The organism is Tsuneonella sp. HG222 (assembly GCF_053819185.1).
This window is the reverse complement of sequence record NZ_JBSOQZ010000002.1, coordinates 775,020-790,406: the sequence shown is the minus strand read 5'-3', so window position 1 is coordinate 790,406 and position 15,387 is coordinate 775,020. Positions and strand designations below refer to the sequence as shown.

The following is a 15,387-nucleotide window of genomic DNA, read 5'->3' as shown; positions in this document are numbered from 1 at the left end:
GAATCACCGCTTCCGCCTCATGGAGGGTGGAAGGGAGTAACGCCCCTGTAACGGCGGCGGAAATGGCGGAAGTCCGCGCTTCAAGGGATCCTCCACGGCGACAGTGGAGTAGTGTAGGGCAGCATCAACGTGTGGCGGGGCTGGCCATCGTTGGCGGTGCCGAAGCACATTATTGGCTTGCCGGACTCCAGCATGATCTGCGCAACCTCCAGCCAGCGGCCGCGCAGGTGCGGCGGGAGCTTGGCCAGCGGGCCCCAGCAGGGCACGAGGATGTCCGCCTCGGCGAATATCTCGAAGAGATGCTGGTCGTTCATCGGTCCGATCGGGTCGAAGACCGTAGCCAGCTCGCGAACGTCTGTGGCGCGCCAGGCGAACTTGTTCGCTTTGATGATCCTCGACCAGCCAAGGCGAGAGGCAAAGCCCATGTTTTTTCTGATCGTCGCGTCATTCTCCGTCGCGTCGGCGGTTGAGGGGTTCACACCAATAAGTGCGACCGTCGGGCCGCTGCCGAACAAGCCGCCGATCGAGCGATCGAGCCGCAGCCGATAACGCCCACAGGGCGACAGGACCGCGGCGCTCACCACCCCGGCACCTCGTCGTCGGGCGCCGGATCGGTCCCGTCGTCCGGCCATTCGGCCGCGCCGCTCCCACCCTCGGGCCACACGCCGCGCTTCACATCCTCGATGGATAGCTCCGGTCGCAGCTGCACCCGCAGCCACCACACGCCGTTGCTCGTCTTCCGTTCGAAACCCTTGTCCTCCATCGCCGCGACGAAGCCCTTGGCCTTCCAGAAGCTCCCGCCGGCGGCCTCGCACCAGGCGGTGTAGTAATCAAACAGCTCGCTCGACCTCACCCGGCACGCCAGCGGGTCCTCGCCCACCTCGCACAGCGCGCTCAGGAAGCGGCCCAGCTCGTCGGAAGCATCGCGATAGGCGCGGGTCGCCATGCGCACCTCGTCGGGCTCGATCAGCCCGTGTTCGCGCCAGTCGAGCAGCCCCTCGATCAGCCGGTTCAGGATCCCGCTGGCCTCGGCCTGCAGCTTGTCGCCCAGCGTGCGGTCGCGTTCCTCGGCCGGGATGTTTACCGCCCAGGGCACCAGCTGCATGCGCCGCCAGATGCCGTCGCTGGTGTCCTTCACCTTGGGCTTGTGGTTGCCGCTGATCGTCATCTTGAAGCTGGGCAGGAAGGTGAAGAAGCCCTTGTTCAGGTGCCGCGCGTCCACCGGGTCGCCGCCGGTGACCATCTTGATCAGGCCTTCGTTCAGCGCCGCGCCCTTTTCCGGCTCGGACACCCGCAGGAAGCGCACGCCCGGCAGGCGCGCGATGTCGGGCGTCGCCTGGTCGCCGCGCCGCTTGGTCCCGTTCTCGAGGAAGCTCTCGATCGGGATCGACCCGGCATAGTCGCCCGCCAGGTGAGCCACCGCCTCCACCCAAGTGCCTTTGCCGTTCGACCCGCCGCCATAGAAGAACGCCAGCTTCTGCTCACCGATGTCTCCGGTCAGGCTGAGCCCGCCCCACTGATGGATGAAGCGGCGCATCGTCTCGTCGGGCTGCACCCGGGCGATGAACGCGTCATAGGCCGGGCACTGCGCCGCCGGCGTGAACTTCACCGGCGCCAGCTTTGTGATCAGGTCGGCCCGGTCGTGCGGGTGCCGCCTGATCCGCCACCCGTCGACCTTCCAGACGGACTTGCCCGCCGCGACTTCCTCGCTGGAGCGTTTGACCTTGTTCCGCTCGATCCGCAGCGTCCCGTTCAGCACGTTGATCGCCATGCGGTCGGCGTCGAACTGATCGGGCCGCACCACGATGTCGGGAAAGCCCTTGATCCACTTCACGATCGCCGCGACCGATCCGGCGCTCTCGCTCTTCTTCGCGTGCGCCTCGATGTAGCCGCTCCACAGCTTGCCCTTCTTGAGGTCGAGCAGCTGGTCCAGCGGGTCGAGCGCGGCGATCCACGCGGCGACCTCGTCCTCCAGCTCGGGCAGGTCGCGCGCCAGCCCCTGCAGGTAGGCCTGCCGGTTGGCCGTGCCGTGCGCCTCGCTCCAGCGCTCCACCTCGGCCGCCTCGCGGTCGGACAGGCCCAGCATCGGCTCGAACCCGCTGGCGGCGACCAAAGATGCCTCGTTGCGGATCGCCCGCACCGTGCGCGCGATCGACCAGGTCACCGCGGCGGGCACCTGGTCCTTTTCCTCGCTCAGCAGCTTCCAGCGGCGCTGGTCCCAGGCGAACCAGCCCAACTCGGGGCAGAAGCGGAAATCGCCGCCGAACCGCACCCGCCAGCGCTCGGCATTGCCCATGTCGGTCAGCGGCAGGCGGGCGCACGTCAGGTCCCGCTCGGGATCCGGCGCGACTTTCAACCGGCCGCTGCCCTGATGCCCCGCAGCGCTCCCGCCCCCCACATCTTGTGGGCCGGAGCCATCCGAGGCGGATAAATCGCCATTTCCCGACGCCGGGCGCGGGCTGCCGCTGCCGGGCGCGCCGGCCGAGAAGGGATTGCGGGTGGTCATGGTCTAACTCGAATTGCCGCCGACGACGACGTGAAACGGCCCCCGCACAGTGGCAATGCAGGCCTCCGCCGCGGCGAGCGCGTCCTTCACGATTTCCGCCGGGTTTTCGAACAACCCGCGACGATGGGCGAGCCAGAGCGCCCCAAGACAAGCCGAAAGTCCCGACCCCGCCGCTGCGTAAGGGACCGTTTGCCGCCGCGCGTGGAAATCGTCGTCGAACTGATAGAGTTGGCCCTGAACGCCGCACAGGAATATGCCGCCCTGCTCACGTTCGCTCTCTTTTTTCATGTAGCCGACGTCGCGCATGACCTGGCGCACCGCGTCGACGAAATCGACGGCCATCCACCTGTCCAAGGCGGTCAGGTCGCCTACTTCGGGCAAACCGGCCGGCAGGGTCAGCCTGTGTTGCAGCGCATGGCCCATTCTGAAGCTGGAAGTGTAGCCGATGACCATGGGTCCCACCGCGAACACCTTCGGGGTAGCTGTCAGGTCCAGGTAGTGGGACTGCTCCACGGCAGCGCTATCGCCGCCCATGTAGACGAGCCCTCCTGCCACCACTGCTGCAATTGCCGTCACGCCGCCCTCCTGATCGGCCCGCGCCGATCCTCGGCCACCAGCGGCATGCCGCCGCGCGCCAGCATCTTTTCCAGCACCGGGCCCGCGCCGGGATCGCAGACGATCGTCTGGAACGGCCGCAGGCAGCGCAGCGCGCTCACGGCCGTCGGACCCCATTCCAGCACCGCCACGCCTTCCATCCCGGCGCGCAGCCAGGCGAACGGCGTCGGGTGCAGCCGCAGCTCGCGCCGATCGGCCGCGACCGCGTGCTCGAGCTGCTCCTCGCCCAGCAGGCAGGCCAGCCCCGTCGCCAGCGCCCAGACGTTCTCGTCGCTCGAGGACAGCGCCGCCACGTCGATCAGCTCGCCGTTACTCCCGGGGATGCCCAGCAGCAGGCGCCGCACCGGCCCGCCCAGGGCGAACCGGCTGCCGTCCCGGCTCAGGTCGACGTCGGCCAGCGCCAGCATTCCCGCGCCGGTCAGCGCCCCCACGGTCGCCGCAGGCACGCCCATGTCGATCAGGCTGCGCACCGCCGCGAACGGCAGCGCGCAGGTCAACCGCGCGAATTCCTCGGCGAGGGTCTCCCGCTCGTCGCTCACGCCGCAAACCTCTCCGGATGGGCCTTGCGCAGCGCGGTCAGGAACAGATCGCTGCAGGCGGCTCGCCGCGCCCCGTCATGGTCCTCCTGGCCGAAGTCGTTCCTCGCTCGCACCCGGCGCGGCGGCATCAGAAACCGCACCCTCCGCTGCGCCGCGGGGGACACCGGCAATCCGGCCAGAAGAGCATCGGTCACCGCGCGGAAATGGGGATTCTGCTTCCTCAGCAGGTCTGCGCGGAGCAACGAGTTGTGCGCCGTCGAATGGTCCCGGCGGCCGACCATGGCCGCGATCATCGGCAGCGTAACCGCGTCGCCATACCGGGCGCGAAGAACCCAGCAGGCAGCATGCCGCGCGCACGAGACCTCCTTCCGCCGCCCCTTCGAGGCCTTGACGGCATGAAAGAAGCCGAACGCCTCGAAAGCCCGCTCGACCAGCTCGCGCTGCTCGGGCGTCGGTTCCCAGCTGCCGTCGTGGAGATAGGCCGGGGCCGCCATCAATGCCTCCGGAACACGATCGAGCGTTCGGATTGCCAGCACAGCCCGCATGTCCCGCAGCAGTCGGTCGCTCCGGTCTGCGCCGGACAGAGCACCCCGTCCTGCACCGGATCGCCTGCGGCGACGACACGCGCGGCTCGCGCCTCATGCGGTTGGCCCGAGAAGCGGAACGCCGCCCGGCTCCATCCGAAGTCGGCCGCCAGCAGCGCCACCGCACGCCCGATCGGGCTCGTCGGCGGATGCGCCGTGAAACCGAACAGGTGCAGGGCCGGGACTTCGTCCAGCAGCATGCGCCACAAAGCCACGTATCTCTCGGACGGGAAATCGCCCAGCACGTGTAACCGCACTACGAACCCGCCCGGATGGCGCTCGGCGAGCGCCCGAACCTCGCCGATCAGCGCGGTGCCCGTCACTCCCTCCATTTGGCCGGTGGCTTCGATCCGCTCGGCCGCCTGCATGTTGTTCCCGTAGCAATGCAGCCACTCGGTGCAGCTGCGCGGGCAGGTGGCGCGCTCCTCCAGCGTCAGCGTGTAGATCGGCCAACCCTTGCGCGGCCCCTTCGTCACGAAGGCGCCGATCTTGCGGCTCTGGTGCCCGCTCTTGAGCACGCGGCCGACCTCGTCAGGCGCGAACACGCGCGAAGGGAACAGCGACCGGCCACCGCGAGCGGCGGGGTGGAACACCGGCAGCACGACCCCGCGCCCGCTTGGCGCGATGGAACCATGCCGGCGCAGCATGGAGGTGGCGCTGGAAACGCGGCTCGCCATCACGCCGGCTCCGCCACGCGACCTTTGCTCGGCCGCAGGCTGCAGAACCGGCTCTTGCAGCCCTCGGCCTGGCCCAGCGTCACTCGCATCTCGCACTGATCGCACCAGGCCGTGACCGGTGCGGAGGCGTCTTCGCTCGCCTTTCGAGTGAAGCGGCTTTTGTCCAGCGATGTCCGGGCCACCGGCGCACGGGTCGTGGCTGGCGTGATCGGGTTGGGGACGGGCGCCCGCGCAGCGGCCCGTTCGGGCCAGTGCAGGACGGTGACGACCTTGATCGCCGCCGCCGTGCGGCCGAGATCGGGCCGGGCGGCGCACAGCGCCACGATATCGCGCCGCAGCCGGTCCTGCCCCCGCGCACCCAGCTTCGCGGTGAACCTGGCGAAGCGCCCGGCGTCGAACTCGCCCGACCGGCACTCTTCGGTGCAGACCGCGACCAGGCCGGGGAATATCGTCCCGGCATAGCGCAGCACTTCGCCCGCGAACGCAGTGCCCAACGCCTGCAGCGCCTCGCGCGTCACCCGTTCGCCCTGCTTGCGCCAGGCGTTCTGGATCCCGCCGATGTTGCTCACCATGCCGGGCTTCCAGCTGGCGTAGTTCTCGTGCGGCGCGAGCGACAGGCCGGCCGCGGCGATCGCGGCCATCACCGCGCTGGCCGTCGGGTCCTCGCTCGCCAGCGCCGCCTTGAACAGGTCGAGCCCCGACAGCGGCTTGCGCTCCTGGTTGAGGTGGACGAAGCTCGCCGCCTCGTCGGCCGCGCTGGCGTATTCCTTGACCATGCACGGCAGCTGCGAAATGTCGCTGCGCAGCCTCGCGGCCTGCAGGCGGTGCTGCCCGTCGATCACCATCAAGGCGCCGTCCGGCCGCCGCGATACGACCAGCGGCAGGCACAGGTCCCAGTTCCAGTACTGCGCGATGCGCCGGATCAGCGCCTCGCTCGCGCGCCCCTCGGTGCTGCGCTGGTAGCTGGCGTCGACCGACAGTTCGCTCGGCTGCATGAACTGCAGCACCGGCATTCGCCCCAGCGGCGGATTGACCTTGAGGCGGGAAGTTGCCGCGCGTGCCATCGGTCAGGCCGCCCGCGCCTGAGGGCTGAACCGCCCCAGCTGCACCTCGTCGGCCGCATTGCCGCCAATTTCCTCGGCCACGCGATCAAGAAGGTATTCCGCTTCGTCCGTCCGGCCGGAGCGAATGGCAGCCGCCAGCTCGCGCAGGTATCGGCGGCCGGAATACGTGCTGCGAAGCTGCGAGACGTCGACATAATCGTCGTCCTGCTCCTCGAGCGCCTCGGACTTCGCATCGGCCCGTTCGTCTTCGATCAGCTCGTCGAGACCCTCGACGTCGCTCTGCTGGTGCGAAGTTGCTTTCTCGCAATGCGGACAAGTGGTCGTGAGCATCTTTGCCATCGGTGCCTCCTCAAACCCGCATCGGCATGACGACGCCGACGGCACCGTCGCTCACCGCGCGGCGGAACAGGGCGGGTGCTCCGGGATCGGCGTGGTGGATCTCGATCGTGTCGCCGCCGATCGCGGCCAGCATCGTGTCGAGAAAGGCGGCGTTAAATCCGGCCGCATGGCCCGCGCCGCAGTCCGCGGGCAGCTCCTCGCTGGCGGTGCCTCCCTCGGGGCTCGTGACCGAGAGGGTCAGCTTTCCCTGGGCGCGGTCGACCTTCACCGCCCGCGTCTTCTCGTTGGCTACCAGCGACACGCGCTTCGCCGCGGCAGACAGCAGCGCGGGCTCGCAAACCACGCGGTCACCCTCCGGCGGAATGACCCGGCGGTAATCGGGGAACTGGCCGCTCAGCACCTTGCCCGTCAGGACGACGCCGCCGCTGGTCAGCCGCGCAATTCGTTCGCCCCACTCCAGTGTGACCTCGCCGTCGGCCTCCCCGGCCAGGGCCTCCGCGATACGGCACCACTTGGGCCCAAGGATGACCTCCGGCGCTCCGTCCGGCCATGCCACGGCGACCGGCGCGGCCATCAGGCAATTGCCGTTGGTCGAAGCGAGGCGAACCTGCCCGCCTTCGGGGTTCAGCAAAGGCCCGTGCAGATACGGACGATGTTCTTCGACGCCGACGAAGGGCAGGACGCGCCGCAAGCCGGCTGCCAGCACCGACCCGCCGACCGAGACCTGCGCCGGGAGATCGCCGGGCGAAATCATCGGGAAGTCGGTGATCGGAAGCGAGGGCAGGACCCAGCGGCTTCGCCCGGTGGTGACGATCAGGCGCTTTCCCTCTTCGTCCCTCAGCGAAATCTGCGCGCCCTTTTCCGCCGCTCCTGCGAGCAGCGCCAGTTTGCGCGCGTCGACCGTCGTCTCGAGGACTGCCGGCGCGGTCAGCGCCAGGTCCCGCGTAAACTCGACGTCCAGATTAGACGTCGTCAACGAAAGCGTGGCGCCGTCGGCCACGAGACGCACGTTCGCCAGGATCGGGATCGTGTTGCGCCCTTCGACCACCGCGGCCGCATGCTTCATCGCGTCGGCCAGCGCCTTCGCCGCGACCGTCACTCCGGTCCCGCTCATTGCTTTTCTCCCAAGGTTGATTGTCCGGACGCCCGGCCCTCGGCCAGGATCGTCACCACGCGCGGCGCGTTCCGGCCGCGGCTCTCGCTGGCGATGGCGCCTTGCGCCTCCAGCACGGCCAGCAGGTGGCGCGAGCGCTGGCGCCCTCCTTCACCTTTCCGAAGGTGGAGCGCGTCGGCGATCGCCGACAGGCTCGGACACGGCAGGCCATGCTCGGCACACTCGCGCAGCATGTCCAGCAGCGCGTCGGCTTCGGCGCGGGTCTGCGGGTCGCAGCCACCGACCGGATCGCTCGCCGGGAGCGGTCCGTCGTCGTCCGCCCCGCGCTTGACGACGAGGAACTGCAGCCTGCGTCCGTCCTGCGGATGCCTTCGCTGGTGCGTGCGCGCCTTGCCCGCGGCGACTAGGCCGGCGACATAGCGCACACCCGCCTCCTCGCGCGGCAGGGTCAATCCGGTCGCATAGACCGCGCTGCCGCCCGCCGCCGCGCTCTCGAACCACGCGCGCACCTCGGCTTCGGGGCTGGCGGCTGCCAGCTCGAGGAAGAACGTTTCGGCCTGGGCGATCGCGGCAGGCATCAGGCCGCTTTCACCGCGGGAGAGAGGATGCCCCGCAGCCGCATCAGCTTGGCGACCGCCTCGTCGATCTGCTCGACGATCGCCTCGGGCTCCCGACCGCCGATCTCGCCGTCGGCCAGCGCGTCGCGCACTTCGGCGGCCACGTCGCCGAACTCGGCGCTCGCCTCGATCAGCGCCAGCGTCACCGCGTCGCTGCCATGGCCCGGGCGCGGCAGCAGCAGCGCGACGTGGCCCAGCTCGGCCGCGTACTTGGACAAGATCGCCGGCACCTTGCCCTGCGCCACGGCGATCTCGTCGAGCGCCAGCGCATCGCCCAGCGTCGGCAGGTCCGGCTCATTCAAAGCGTTCCAGCGCCCGACGTGGCTGTTCGACTTCTCGACCGTCGCCGCCGCGCCCTCGATCCCGCCGCACAGGCCGATCGCCTTGCGCACCGCCTGCTTGATGCGGCCAGCGATCATTTCGATACGCCTTCCAGAACGGTTCGATGGTTGACCGGGAGAGGCGGATCGTCGTCCGGGTTGCGGTGCCACCCGTGGAAGAGCTGGGATTTGAGGACTATTCGCCGCTCGATCTCTCGCTGTTCGTCGGGTGTGAAGCACGCCGCAGTCACGAACAGTGCAGCCGCGCGTAGGTCAGCCACCTCCTCGAGCATCATCTGCCGCAGGTCGCCGGACCAGTGACACCGATCGCCGTGCCGCATCATGAGCTTACCGGCGACCTGCTGAACTTCGCCGCACTCTTCGACGAGCTTCGCGACACCGGGCCAGACATCGTCGCCAAACGCGAACATCACGCGGCCACCGCATCGGGGGAACTGTCGCCCGCCTTTCCCGCAGACGCCACACCGGCCCCGGCGCTAACACCGCACACATGAGCAAACTGCACTGCATCGTCCGGGACCTGCCCGTCGGGCCAGTTGGCTGGCTCAGCCAGATACCGCGCGAACTTTTCGAGCGTATCGATGCTCGGCCCCTTCACCCGGGCATCGAGCCCGCTGAAAAAGCTGGTGTCGTTGACCACGACGCGGCCGAGGCGGGCGGTGGTCGATTCGTGCGCCGCCGCCCACAGGTCCGCGCAGGACTTGAGGCGTTCGGTCAGGGATGGTTGCGGTGACATCGGCGGCGGAAATGGAGGATATATCCGCTACCTGTCAAGCGGAAATGTCCTTCATTCCACAAACCGCCGAATTGTGGAAATATCCGCCAGTGTCCGACACCGAACAATCCACCGACGAAATCATGCGCGAACGCCTGCAGGCGCTGCTCGATCGGCGCGGCCTGTCACCGCGCGCGCTCAGCCTGGCGATCGACGCGAACCACTCCTACGTCTCGCAACTGCTGAACGGTCGCGGCGGCTCACCCAGCGCCGCGCGGCTCGCACGTCTCGCCGCCGAACTGGGCACGACGACCGAATATCTGACGGGCGCGACCGACAGTCCCGACCAGGTCCGGAGCGAGGTGAGCCTGGGCGACGCCCGGCTCGACTGGCGCGGATCTTCGCCCGACCTTCCGGGGATCCCGCTCGTCGGGACAGGCGACTGCGCGGACATCGAGCTGAGCGCCGAAGGCGGCGAGATGGTCGCGATCGAACGCTCGACCTTCGACCCCGACTATCATGTCCGCCTGATCGCCCGCCCTCCGGCCCTCGCCGGCGCGCGCGACATATATGCGATCTACTTCCACGGCGAGAGCATGGAACCACGCTTCGAAGCCGGCGAGATCGGCATCGTCGATCCCGGCCGCCCGGTTCGCTCAGGCGATTACGTTGTCGTGCAGCTGCGTGAGAACGGCGGCAAGGAGGTCACCAGCGTCCTGGTCAAGCGCCTCCTGCGCACTACCGGCGACGTCTATCACCTCGAGCAGTTCAATCCCCGGCTCGCCTTCACGGTGCCGAAGTCCCGCGTCGCGCGGATCCACCGTATCATGCGGCAGACCGACTTCCTCTTTTAGAAGGCGCCTGACGCGCAGAGCGAGAGCAGCCGCCCGTTGTTGCGGTGGCCGAACACGCTAGCGACCTCGTCTCCCGCTGGCAGATCGGTCTTCCACGTCGCGCTGCTGATGCCGCGAAGGATGTTGACCTTTTCGTCGTAGGCCAGTGCATCCCACAGGCCTTCGTCCGCAGTGAAGCGACCGTGCGCGCCCGCAGACGATTCTAACGGATATTTCCGTCATTGCCGCTTGACAGCGGATATTTCCTCCACCTACACGGTGGCGGACACGTGACGGAGATTCCCGCATGCTCAAGTCCAATCCCGAACTGCCCGTGGAGCTGCCGCAGGTGGGCAGCTTCGGCTTTTTGCGCGGCACCGCGCAGCGCGCCCAGGTCCTGCGCCGCAACCGCGACACCAACCCGCCAACCTGCATGGTCAAGCTGTTCGAGCGCCGCGGCATCCGCTTCGACCCGGTGCGCGACGCCAGTGGCAACACCGAAGTCGAGGAACGCGACCTCTACGCCACCCCCGACCTCGCCGCCCACGCCGGCCGCAAGGCGCGCCGCCGCGCCCCCCGCCGCCGTACACCCGGCACGGCAGGCCGGGCATGACCCTCCCCTGCGCTCAAGTAGCCGCAGGCGGTAGCGCGCTACCGAAGATTCCCGTGGCGACCATTGCCCTGCGCCAGCTCGACCTGCGCCGGCAGCGCCGCCCACAAGGCTGCGCCACCAAGGCCGAGCACGAGGCGCGCCTGCGCCCGTGGGCAGCGCTGGCGATCCGTGCCGGCGCCGATCTCGCGGCCGTCAGCCCCGACGCGCCGGCCTGCTACGAAGACTACCGCCAGGCAGGCTGCAGCGACGCCGAGGCCCGCGCGCTCGTCGCCGACGATCTCTGCCCCCTTCCCCAGGTCGTGGCCGCGCTGGCCACGGCGCGGGACGCCGCGCTCGACGCCCTTCCCCTCGCCGCGAGCGCGGCGCCCGCTTCGACCTCCGATCTGGTGGTGCTGGCCATCCACTTCGGCTGCCCCGGCTATGCCCCGCGCAAGCTGGAACGCGCGGCATGATCCGCGCGCTGATCCTCGCGCTCGGCGGCCCCGCGATGACCTTCGCCCTGTGCGAGGCGATCCACCACCTCGGTTGGAATCCCTTCCTATGACCCCGCACGACGACGACGGCCGCTACTTCCCCGAATGGCTGCAGCGTGAGCCCGACGAGTTCTGGGACCGCCAGCGCTCCCGCGTGCGCATCTGGCGCTTTGCAATCCTCGGCCTGACCGGCGCCTGCATTACCATTGCCGCCTGGGCGCTGGTCTCCTGTGGGATCCTGCGGTGACGGGCCTGATCGTCGACAACTTCGCCGGTGGCGGCGGTGCCTCGACCGGGATCGAGCAGGCGCTCGGCCGCGCCGTCGACATCGCCATCAACCACGACGAGCAGGCGATCCGGATGCACGAGGTGAACCACCCCGGCACCCGGCACATCCGCAACAACATCTGGCAGGTCGACCCGCGCGTCGTCACCGGCGGACAACCGGTCGAGCTCGCCTGGTTCAGTCCCGACTGCAAGCACTTCAGCAAGGCCAAGGGCGGCAAGCCGCGCGAGAAGTCGATCCGCGATCTCGCCTGGGTCGTCGTCCTGTGGGCGCAGCGGGTCCGCCCCGCGCTGATCCTCCTCGAGAACGTCGAGGAATTCCGCACCTGGGGCCCGCTCTGCGCGGAGGGCAAGCCAATCAAGGAACGTGCCGGCGAGACTTTCGACAAGTGGTGCCGCGAGCTGCGCAAGACCGGCTACAAGCTGCAGTTCCGCGAGCTACGCGCCTGCGATTACGGCGCGCCCACGATCCGCAAGCGCTTCTTCATGATCGCCCGGTGCGACGGCAACCCGATCGTCTGGCCCGAGCCGACCCACGGCAAGCCCGGCAGCCCCGAGGTCCTGTCCGGCAAGCGCCTGCCCTGGCGCACCGCGGCCGAGATCATCGACTGGTCGATTCCCTGCCCCAGCATTTTCGAGCGCAAGAAGCCGCTCGCCGAGAAGACCCTGCGCCGCATCGCCCACGGCATCATGAAGTTCCTGGTCAACAACCCGCAGCCGTTCATCGTGCCGATGCGCTTCAACAACCGGCCGACAGGGACCGACGAGCCGGTGCAAACCGCGACGACGCAGGGCAACGCCTTCAACCTCGTCGTCCCCCACGTCACCAAGTTCCGCAGCGGCGCGACCGGGCATGCTGTCGACGAGCCGCTCCACACGGTCACCGCCAACAGCTTCGTCAAGCGCCCCGGCGGTAGTGCGCCCCTCGGCCGTGTCGACGCGCTGCTCGCGCCTTTCGCCAGCTACGCCCAGCAGGGCGGCCGCAACCGCTCGGCCGAGGATCCGCTGCACACGGTCACCAGCAGCGACGGCGACCACAACACCATCGCCGCCGCGCACCTGGTCCACATCGGCAACGGCGAGCGGCAGGGCCAGGCGCCCCGCGCGATGGACGCGGAGAAGCCGCTCGGCACAGTTGTCGCAGGGGGCACGAAGCATGCCGCCGTCACAGCCTTCATGCAGAAATTCGCCAGCGGCAATGCGCCGACCGGTGCCGGCGAGCCGATCCAGACAGTCGAGGGCAACGCCAAGCACAGCGTCGTCGTGGCCCACATCGAGCAGGCCAACGGCAGCCCCGCAGGCGAGAAGCCGCTCGCAGGCCGCGCCTCCGATGCGCCGCTGTCGACGATCGTCGGCAAGGGCTGCACCCAGCGCCTGGTCACCAGCAACCTGGTCAAGCTGCGCGGCACTTGCGCGCACGGTCAGCCGGTCGAGGAGCCGCTCCACACCGTCAGCGCGGGCGGCACCCACATGGCCGAGGTCCGCGCCTTCCTGATCAAGTATTACGGAAACGAGCAGGACGGCCATGGCCTCGACGGCCCGATCGGCACCGTCACCGTGCAGGACCGTTTCGGCCTCGTCGCCGTCACGATCGAAGGCGAGGAATACGTCATCGTCGACATCGGCATGCGCATGCTCACCCCGCGCGAGCTCTTCGCCGCGCAGGGCTTCCCGCCCGACTACATCATCGACCGCGATGCCGAAGGCCGCCCGATCACCAAGACAGCCCAGGTCGCCAAGTGCGGCAACAGCGTCTGCCCGCCCCTCGCCCGCGCCCTCGTCGTCGCCAACGCCGCCGAGCTGCAGATCGAGAAGGCGGCCCGGAAGACGGCATGACAGCCCGCGCCCGCTTCAACCAGGCCGACGTCGCCCGCGCCATCAAGGGGTGCCTCGCGGGCGGAATGAGCGTGGGAACGGTGCGGGTCTCGCCAGATGGCACGATCGAGGTATATTCCCCCGAAGCGGCCACGCCGCCGCGCGCCAACACGATCGATGGAATCCTCGAGGATGACACGTAAAGAGCGTCTGCCGAAGAACGTCACCAGCTTCGTCGACCGGCACGGCAAGCGCCGCTACCGCTACCGCTCGAAGGGCCAGAGCCACAGCTTCCGCGCCCATCCCAACAGCGCCGAGGGTAAGGCCGAACTGGCCGCCGCGCTCGCCGGCCGCCGCAATCCCGCCGAGCGCGAGGCCCCCGGCACGGTGGGCGAGCTCGCCGCCAAGTGGATCGCCAGCCCAGCCTTCGCCGGCAACAAGGGCCCGGCCCGGCTGCTCGATGCGCAGCGGATCCTCGCGCCGTTCGTGGCGAAGTTCCGGAAGGGCCTCGTCGCCGACTTCCGCTTCGACCACATCGAGCGCTATCTGGCCGAGGTCGCCGTGCCGCGGGTCGAGAGCGGCCGCAAGCGCGGCGGCCCGCACGCGGCGAAGAACCTGCGCGACGAGCTGCTGCCCATGTTCCGCTACGCGATTAAGCTGGGCCTGGTCGAAACGAACCCCGTCGCCCTGGCGGACATCGCGACTCCGCCGAAGAGTAAGGGCTTCCACACCTGGTCCGAAGAGGAGATCGCGCAGTTCCGCGCGGCGCATCAGCTGGGCACCATGGCACGCTTCGTGCTCGAGCTCGCGCTCAACACCAGCGGCCGGCGCTGCAACATCGCCAGGCTCGCGCCGGCGGATATCAGAAACGGCCGCATCGTGGTCGACCACGCGAAGAACGGCAACGAGGCGAGTGTGCGAATGCTGCCGGCGACCCGCGCGGCCTACGAGGCGCTGCCGGTCAAGTCGACGCTGGCGCTGGTGGTGACGAGCTTCGGCAGGCCCTTCTCGGTGCCGGGCCTGGGCAACAAGATGCGAGAATGGTGCGACAGCGCCGGGCTGCCCCACTGCACGCTCCACGGCCTCAGGAAGGCGACCAGCAGACGGGTCGCCGAATCCGGCGGCACCGACGCCGAGGGCATGAGCGTGACAGGGCAGAAAAAGTCCGAGACTTTCACCCATTACCGCGCCGCCGCCAACCGCCAGCAGCTCGCCGACGAGGCGCTCGACAAGGTCACCGCGAAGTTCGATTTGGCTAACCCTCCCGGAACAGACCGCGAAAGTTAGCCAGATTTACGAGAGGGAATGGCAGGGGTGACAGGATTCGAACCCGTGGCCCTCGGTTTTGGAGACCGATGCTCTACCAGCTGAGCTACACCCCTGCAGCCGGTGCGCGCGTCTAGGGCGCGTCCGGCAAATTGGCAAGGCGGTTAAGGCGCCGCTATGATAGATTGCCGCAATGCACGCCCCCGCCCTGCCGATAATTCCCCCGGAAACGCTGCTGCTGGCCTATCGCAGCGGCATCTTTCCGATGGCCGACGGGCGTGACGATCCCGAAGTCTTCTACGTCGAGCCGCGCCACCGCGCGATTCTCCCGCTCGAGGGGTTTCGCTGCTCCCGGTCGCTGGCCAAGGTCCTGCGGCAGGAGCGTTTTCGCGTGACCTGCAACGCAGATTTCGGCGAGGTCATCGCCGCCTGTGCGGAGCCGCGGCCGGACCACCCGGAGACCTGGATCAGCCGCCGGATCGAAGCCAGCTACCGCGCCCTCCACGCCGAAGGGCACGCCCATTCGATCGAGGTCTGGCTCGGCAGCGAGCTGGTCGGCGGCCTCTACGGCGTGGGGTTCGGCGGAGTATTCTGCGGCGAATCGATGTTCAGCCGCGCGCCCAACGCCAGCAAGGTCGCGCTCGCCTGGCTGGTGGCGGCAATGAAGCTGGCCGGGATGAGCTTGCTCGACTGCCAGTTCATGACCGGGCACCTCGCCTCCATGGGCGCGGTCGAGATTAGCCAGGCCCGCTACCTGACGCTGCTGGGCGCGGCGCAGGCGCCGCGGATCAGGTGGGATCAGGCCGTGGGAGCGTCGGGCGTCGGAGCCGGCGAGGGCGGCGACTCGGGCGTGGGCGAAGGCGCGGGCGCCGGTGCGGCCGCGTTGCCCGAGGGGTTCGCCCGGCTGGTGCCGGAGGCCGCCGGTGCGGGACTTTCTTCGCCCGGGAAGCTCATCGCGCAGCTCTTGACCCAGACGTCGTAGATCGGGTGC

21 protein-coding genes and 1 tRNA gene are annotated in these 15,387 nt (G+C 69.0%); 8 read left to right on the top strand and 14 right to left on the bottom strand.

From position 1 onward, the window contains the following. Positions 1-80 precede the first annotated feature (80 nt). The 13 genes from ACWPMZ_RS15475 to ACWPMZ_RS15415 form a co-directional block, all read right to left on the bottom strand. Positions 81-581, bottom strand: a complete 501-nt coding sequence (locus tag ACWPMZ_RS15475) for a DUF1643 domain-containing protein (protein ID WP_455704953.1) — start codon at positions 579-581, stop codon at positions 81-83. Further along, positions 578-2,356, bottom strand: a complete 1,779-nt coding sequence (locus ACWPMZ_RS15470; RefSeq protein WP_455704952.1) for a DNA primase family protein — start codon at positions 2,354-2,356, stop codon at positions 578-580. The genes ACWPMZ_RS15475 and ACWPMZ_RS15470 overlap by 4 nt, the downstream gene beginning before the upstream one ends. Before the next feature lie 153 nt (positions 2,357-2,509). After that, the gene (locus ACWPMZ_RS15465) at positions 2,510-3,082 is read right to left on the bottom strand and encodes a hypothetical protein (protein ID WP_455704951.1); all 573 of its coding nucleotides are present in this window, start codon (positions 3,080-3,082) and stop codon (positions 2,510-2,512) included. Next, positions 3,079-3,660 (bottom strand): hypothetical protein, encoded by a 582-nt coding sequence (locus ACWPMZ_RS15460; RefSeq protein WP_455704950.1) that lies wholly within the window; start codon positions 3,658-3,660, stop codon positions 3,079-3,081. Before ACWPMZ_RS15460 ends, ACWPMZ_RS15465 begins: the two co-directional genes overlap by 4 nt. Further along, a complete protein-coding gene (locus ACWPMZ_RS15455) occupies positions 3,657-4,154 on the bottom strand; it encodes a hypothetical protein (RefSeq protein WP_455704949.1) in 498 nt (165 codons plus the stop codon). The genes ACWPMZ_RS15460 and ACWPMZ_RS15455 overlap by 4 nt, the downstream gene beginning before the upstream one ends. Beyond that, positions 4,154-4,921: a GP88 family protein gene (locus ACWPMZ_RS15450; RefSeq protein WP_455704948.1), complete on the bottom strand. Its 768-nt coding sequence runs from the start codon at positions 4,919-4,921 to the stop codon at positions 4,154-4,156. Before ACWPMZ_RS15450 ends, ACWPMZ_RS15455 begins: the two co-directional genes overlap by 1 nt. Further along, entirely contained in the window at positions 4,921-5,985 is a 1,065-nt protein-coding gene (locus ACWPMZ_RS15445; protein ID WP_455704947.1) for a DUF6551 family protein, read from the bottom strand. Before ACWPMZ_RS15445 ends, ACWPMZ_RS15450 begins: the two co-directional genes overlap by 1 nt. 3 nt (positions 5,986-5,988) lie before the next feature. Continuing rightward, positions 5,989-6,324: a hypothetical protein gene (locus ACWPMZ_RS15440; RefSeq protein ID WP_455704946.1), complete on the bottom strand. Its 336-nt coding sequence runs from the start codon at positions 6,322-6,324 to the stop codon at positions 5,989-5,991. 10 nt (positions 6,325-6,334) lie between these two features. Further along, a complete protein-coding gene (dnaN, locus tag ACWPMZ_RS15435) occupies positions 6,335-7,438 on the bottom strand; it encodes a DNA polymerase III subunit beta (RefSeq protein WP_455704945.1) in 1,104 nt (367 codons plus the stop codon). Beyond that, on the bottom strand, positions 7,435-8,016 hold the full coding sequence (locus ACWPMZ_RS15430; RefSeq protein WP_455704944.1) for a hypothetical protein: 582 nt from the start codon (positions 8,014-8,016) through the stop codon (positions 7,435-7,437). The genes dnaN and ACWPMZ_RS15430 overlap by 4 nt, the downstream gene beginning before the upstream one ends. Further along, complete coding sequence (locus tag ACWPMZ_RS15425; protein ID WP_455704943.1) at positions 8,016-8,474, bottom strand: phage regulatory CII family protein; 459 nt, start codon at positions 8,472-8,474, stop codon at positions 8,016-8,018. Before ACWPMZ_RS15425 ends, ACWPMZ_RS15430 begins: the two co-directional genes overlap by 1 nt. After that, complete coding sequence (locus tag ACWPMZ_RS15420) at positions 8,471-8,809, bottom strand: hypothetical protein (RefSeq protein WP_455704942.1); 339 nt, start codon at positions 8,807-8,809, stop codon at positions 8,471-8,473. The genes ACWPMZ_RS15425 and ACWPMZ_RS15420 overlap by 4 nt, the downstream gene beginning before the upstream one ends. Then, on the bottom strand, positions 8,806-9,132 hold the full coding sequence (locus tag ACWPMZ_RS15415; protein WP_455704941.1) for a hypothetical protein: 327 nt from the start codon (positions 9,130-9,132) through the stop codon (positions 8,806-8,808). Before ACWPMZ_RS15415 ends, ACWPMZ_RS15420 begins: the two co-directional genes overlap by 4 nt. Positions 9,133-9,221: 89 nt before the next feature. Between ACWPMZ_RS15415 and ACWPMZ_RS15410 the strand changes: the two genes are divergently transcribed. The 7 genes from ACWPMZ_RS15410 to ACWPMZ_RS15380 all read left to right on the top strand — a co-directional run bounded on the left by ACWPMZ_RS15410 (position 9,222) and on the right by ACWPMZ_RS15380 (position 14,417). Continuing rightward, on the top strand, positions 9,222-9,965 hold the full coding sequence (locus ACWPMZ_RS15410) for a S24 family peptidase (RefSeq protein WP_455704940.1): 744 nt from the start codon (positions 9,222-9,224) through the stop codon (positions 9,963-9,965). 286 nt (positions 9,966-10,251) lie between these two features. Further along, positions 10,252-10,557 carry a hypothetical protein gene (locus ACWPMZ_RS15405; protein WP_455704939.1) on the top strand — a complete coding sequence of 102 codons (306 nt, stop codon included), beginning with the start codon at positions 10,252-10,254 and terminating at the stop codon, positions 10,555-10,557. Between the two features lie 53 nt (positions 10,558-10,610). Next, positions 10,611-11,009 (top strand): hypothetical protein, encoded by a 399-nt coding sequence (locus ACWPMZ_RS15400; RefSeq protein WP_455704938.1) that lies wholly within the window; start codon positions 10,611-10,613, stop codon positions 11,007-11,009. 73 nt (positions 11,010-11,082) lie between these two features. Continuing rightward, entirely contained in the window at positions 11,083-11,277 is a 195-nt protein-coding gene (locus ACWPMZ_RS15395) for a hypothetical protein (protein WP_455704937.1), read from the top strand. Next, a complete protein-coding gene (locus ACWPMZ_RS15390; protein ID WP_455704936.1) occupies positions 11,274-13,151 on the top strand; it encodes a DNA cytosine methyltransferase in 1,878 nt (625 codons plus the stop codon). The genes ACWPMZ_RS15395 and ACWPMZ_RS15390 overlap by 4 nt, the downstream gene beginning before the upstream one ends. After that, entirely contained in the window at positions 13,148-13,333 is a 186-nt protein-coding gene (locus tag ACWPMZ_RS15385) for a hypothetical protein (RefSeq protein ID WP_455704935.1), read from the top strand. The genes ACWPMZ_RS15390 and ACWPMZ_RS15385 overlap by 4 nt, the downstream gene beginning before the upstream one ends. Continuing rightward, positions 13,323-14,417 carry a site-specific integrase gene (locus tag ACWPMZ_RS15380; protein WP_455704934.1) on the top strand — a complete coding sequence of 365 codons (1,095 nt, stop codon included), beginning with the start codon at positions 13,323-13,325 and terminating at the stop codon, positions 14,415-14,417. The genes ACWPMZ_RS15385 and ACWPMZ_RS15380 overlap by 11 nt, the downstream gene beginning before the upstream one ends. 19 nt (positions 14,418-14,436) lie before the next feature. Here ACWPMZ_RS15380 and ACWPMZ_RS15375 read toward each other — a convergent pair. Beyond that, positions 14,437-14,512 (bottom strand) — tRNA-Trp (locus tag ACWPMZ_RS15375). 77 nt (positions 14,513-14,589) lie between these two features. On the opposite strand from ACWPMZ_RS15375, the gene aat reads away from it, so the two are divergent. Beyond that, positions 14,590-15,378 (top strand): leucyl/phenylalanyl-tRNA--protein transferase, encoded by a 789-nt coding sequence (gene aat / locus ACWPMZ_RS15370; RefSeq protein WP_455704933.1) that lies wholly within the window; start codon positions 14,590-14,592, stop codon positions 15,376-15,378. The last annotated feature ends 9 nt before the right edge of the window (positions 15,379-15,387 follow it).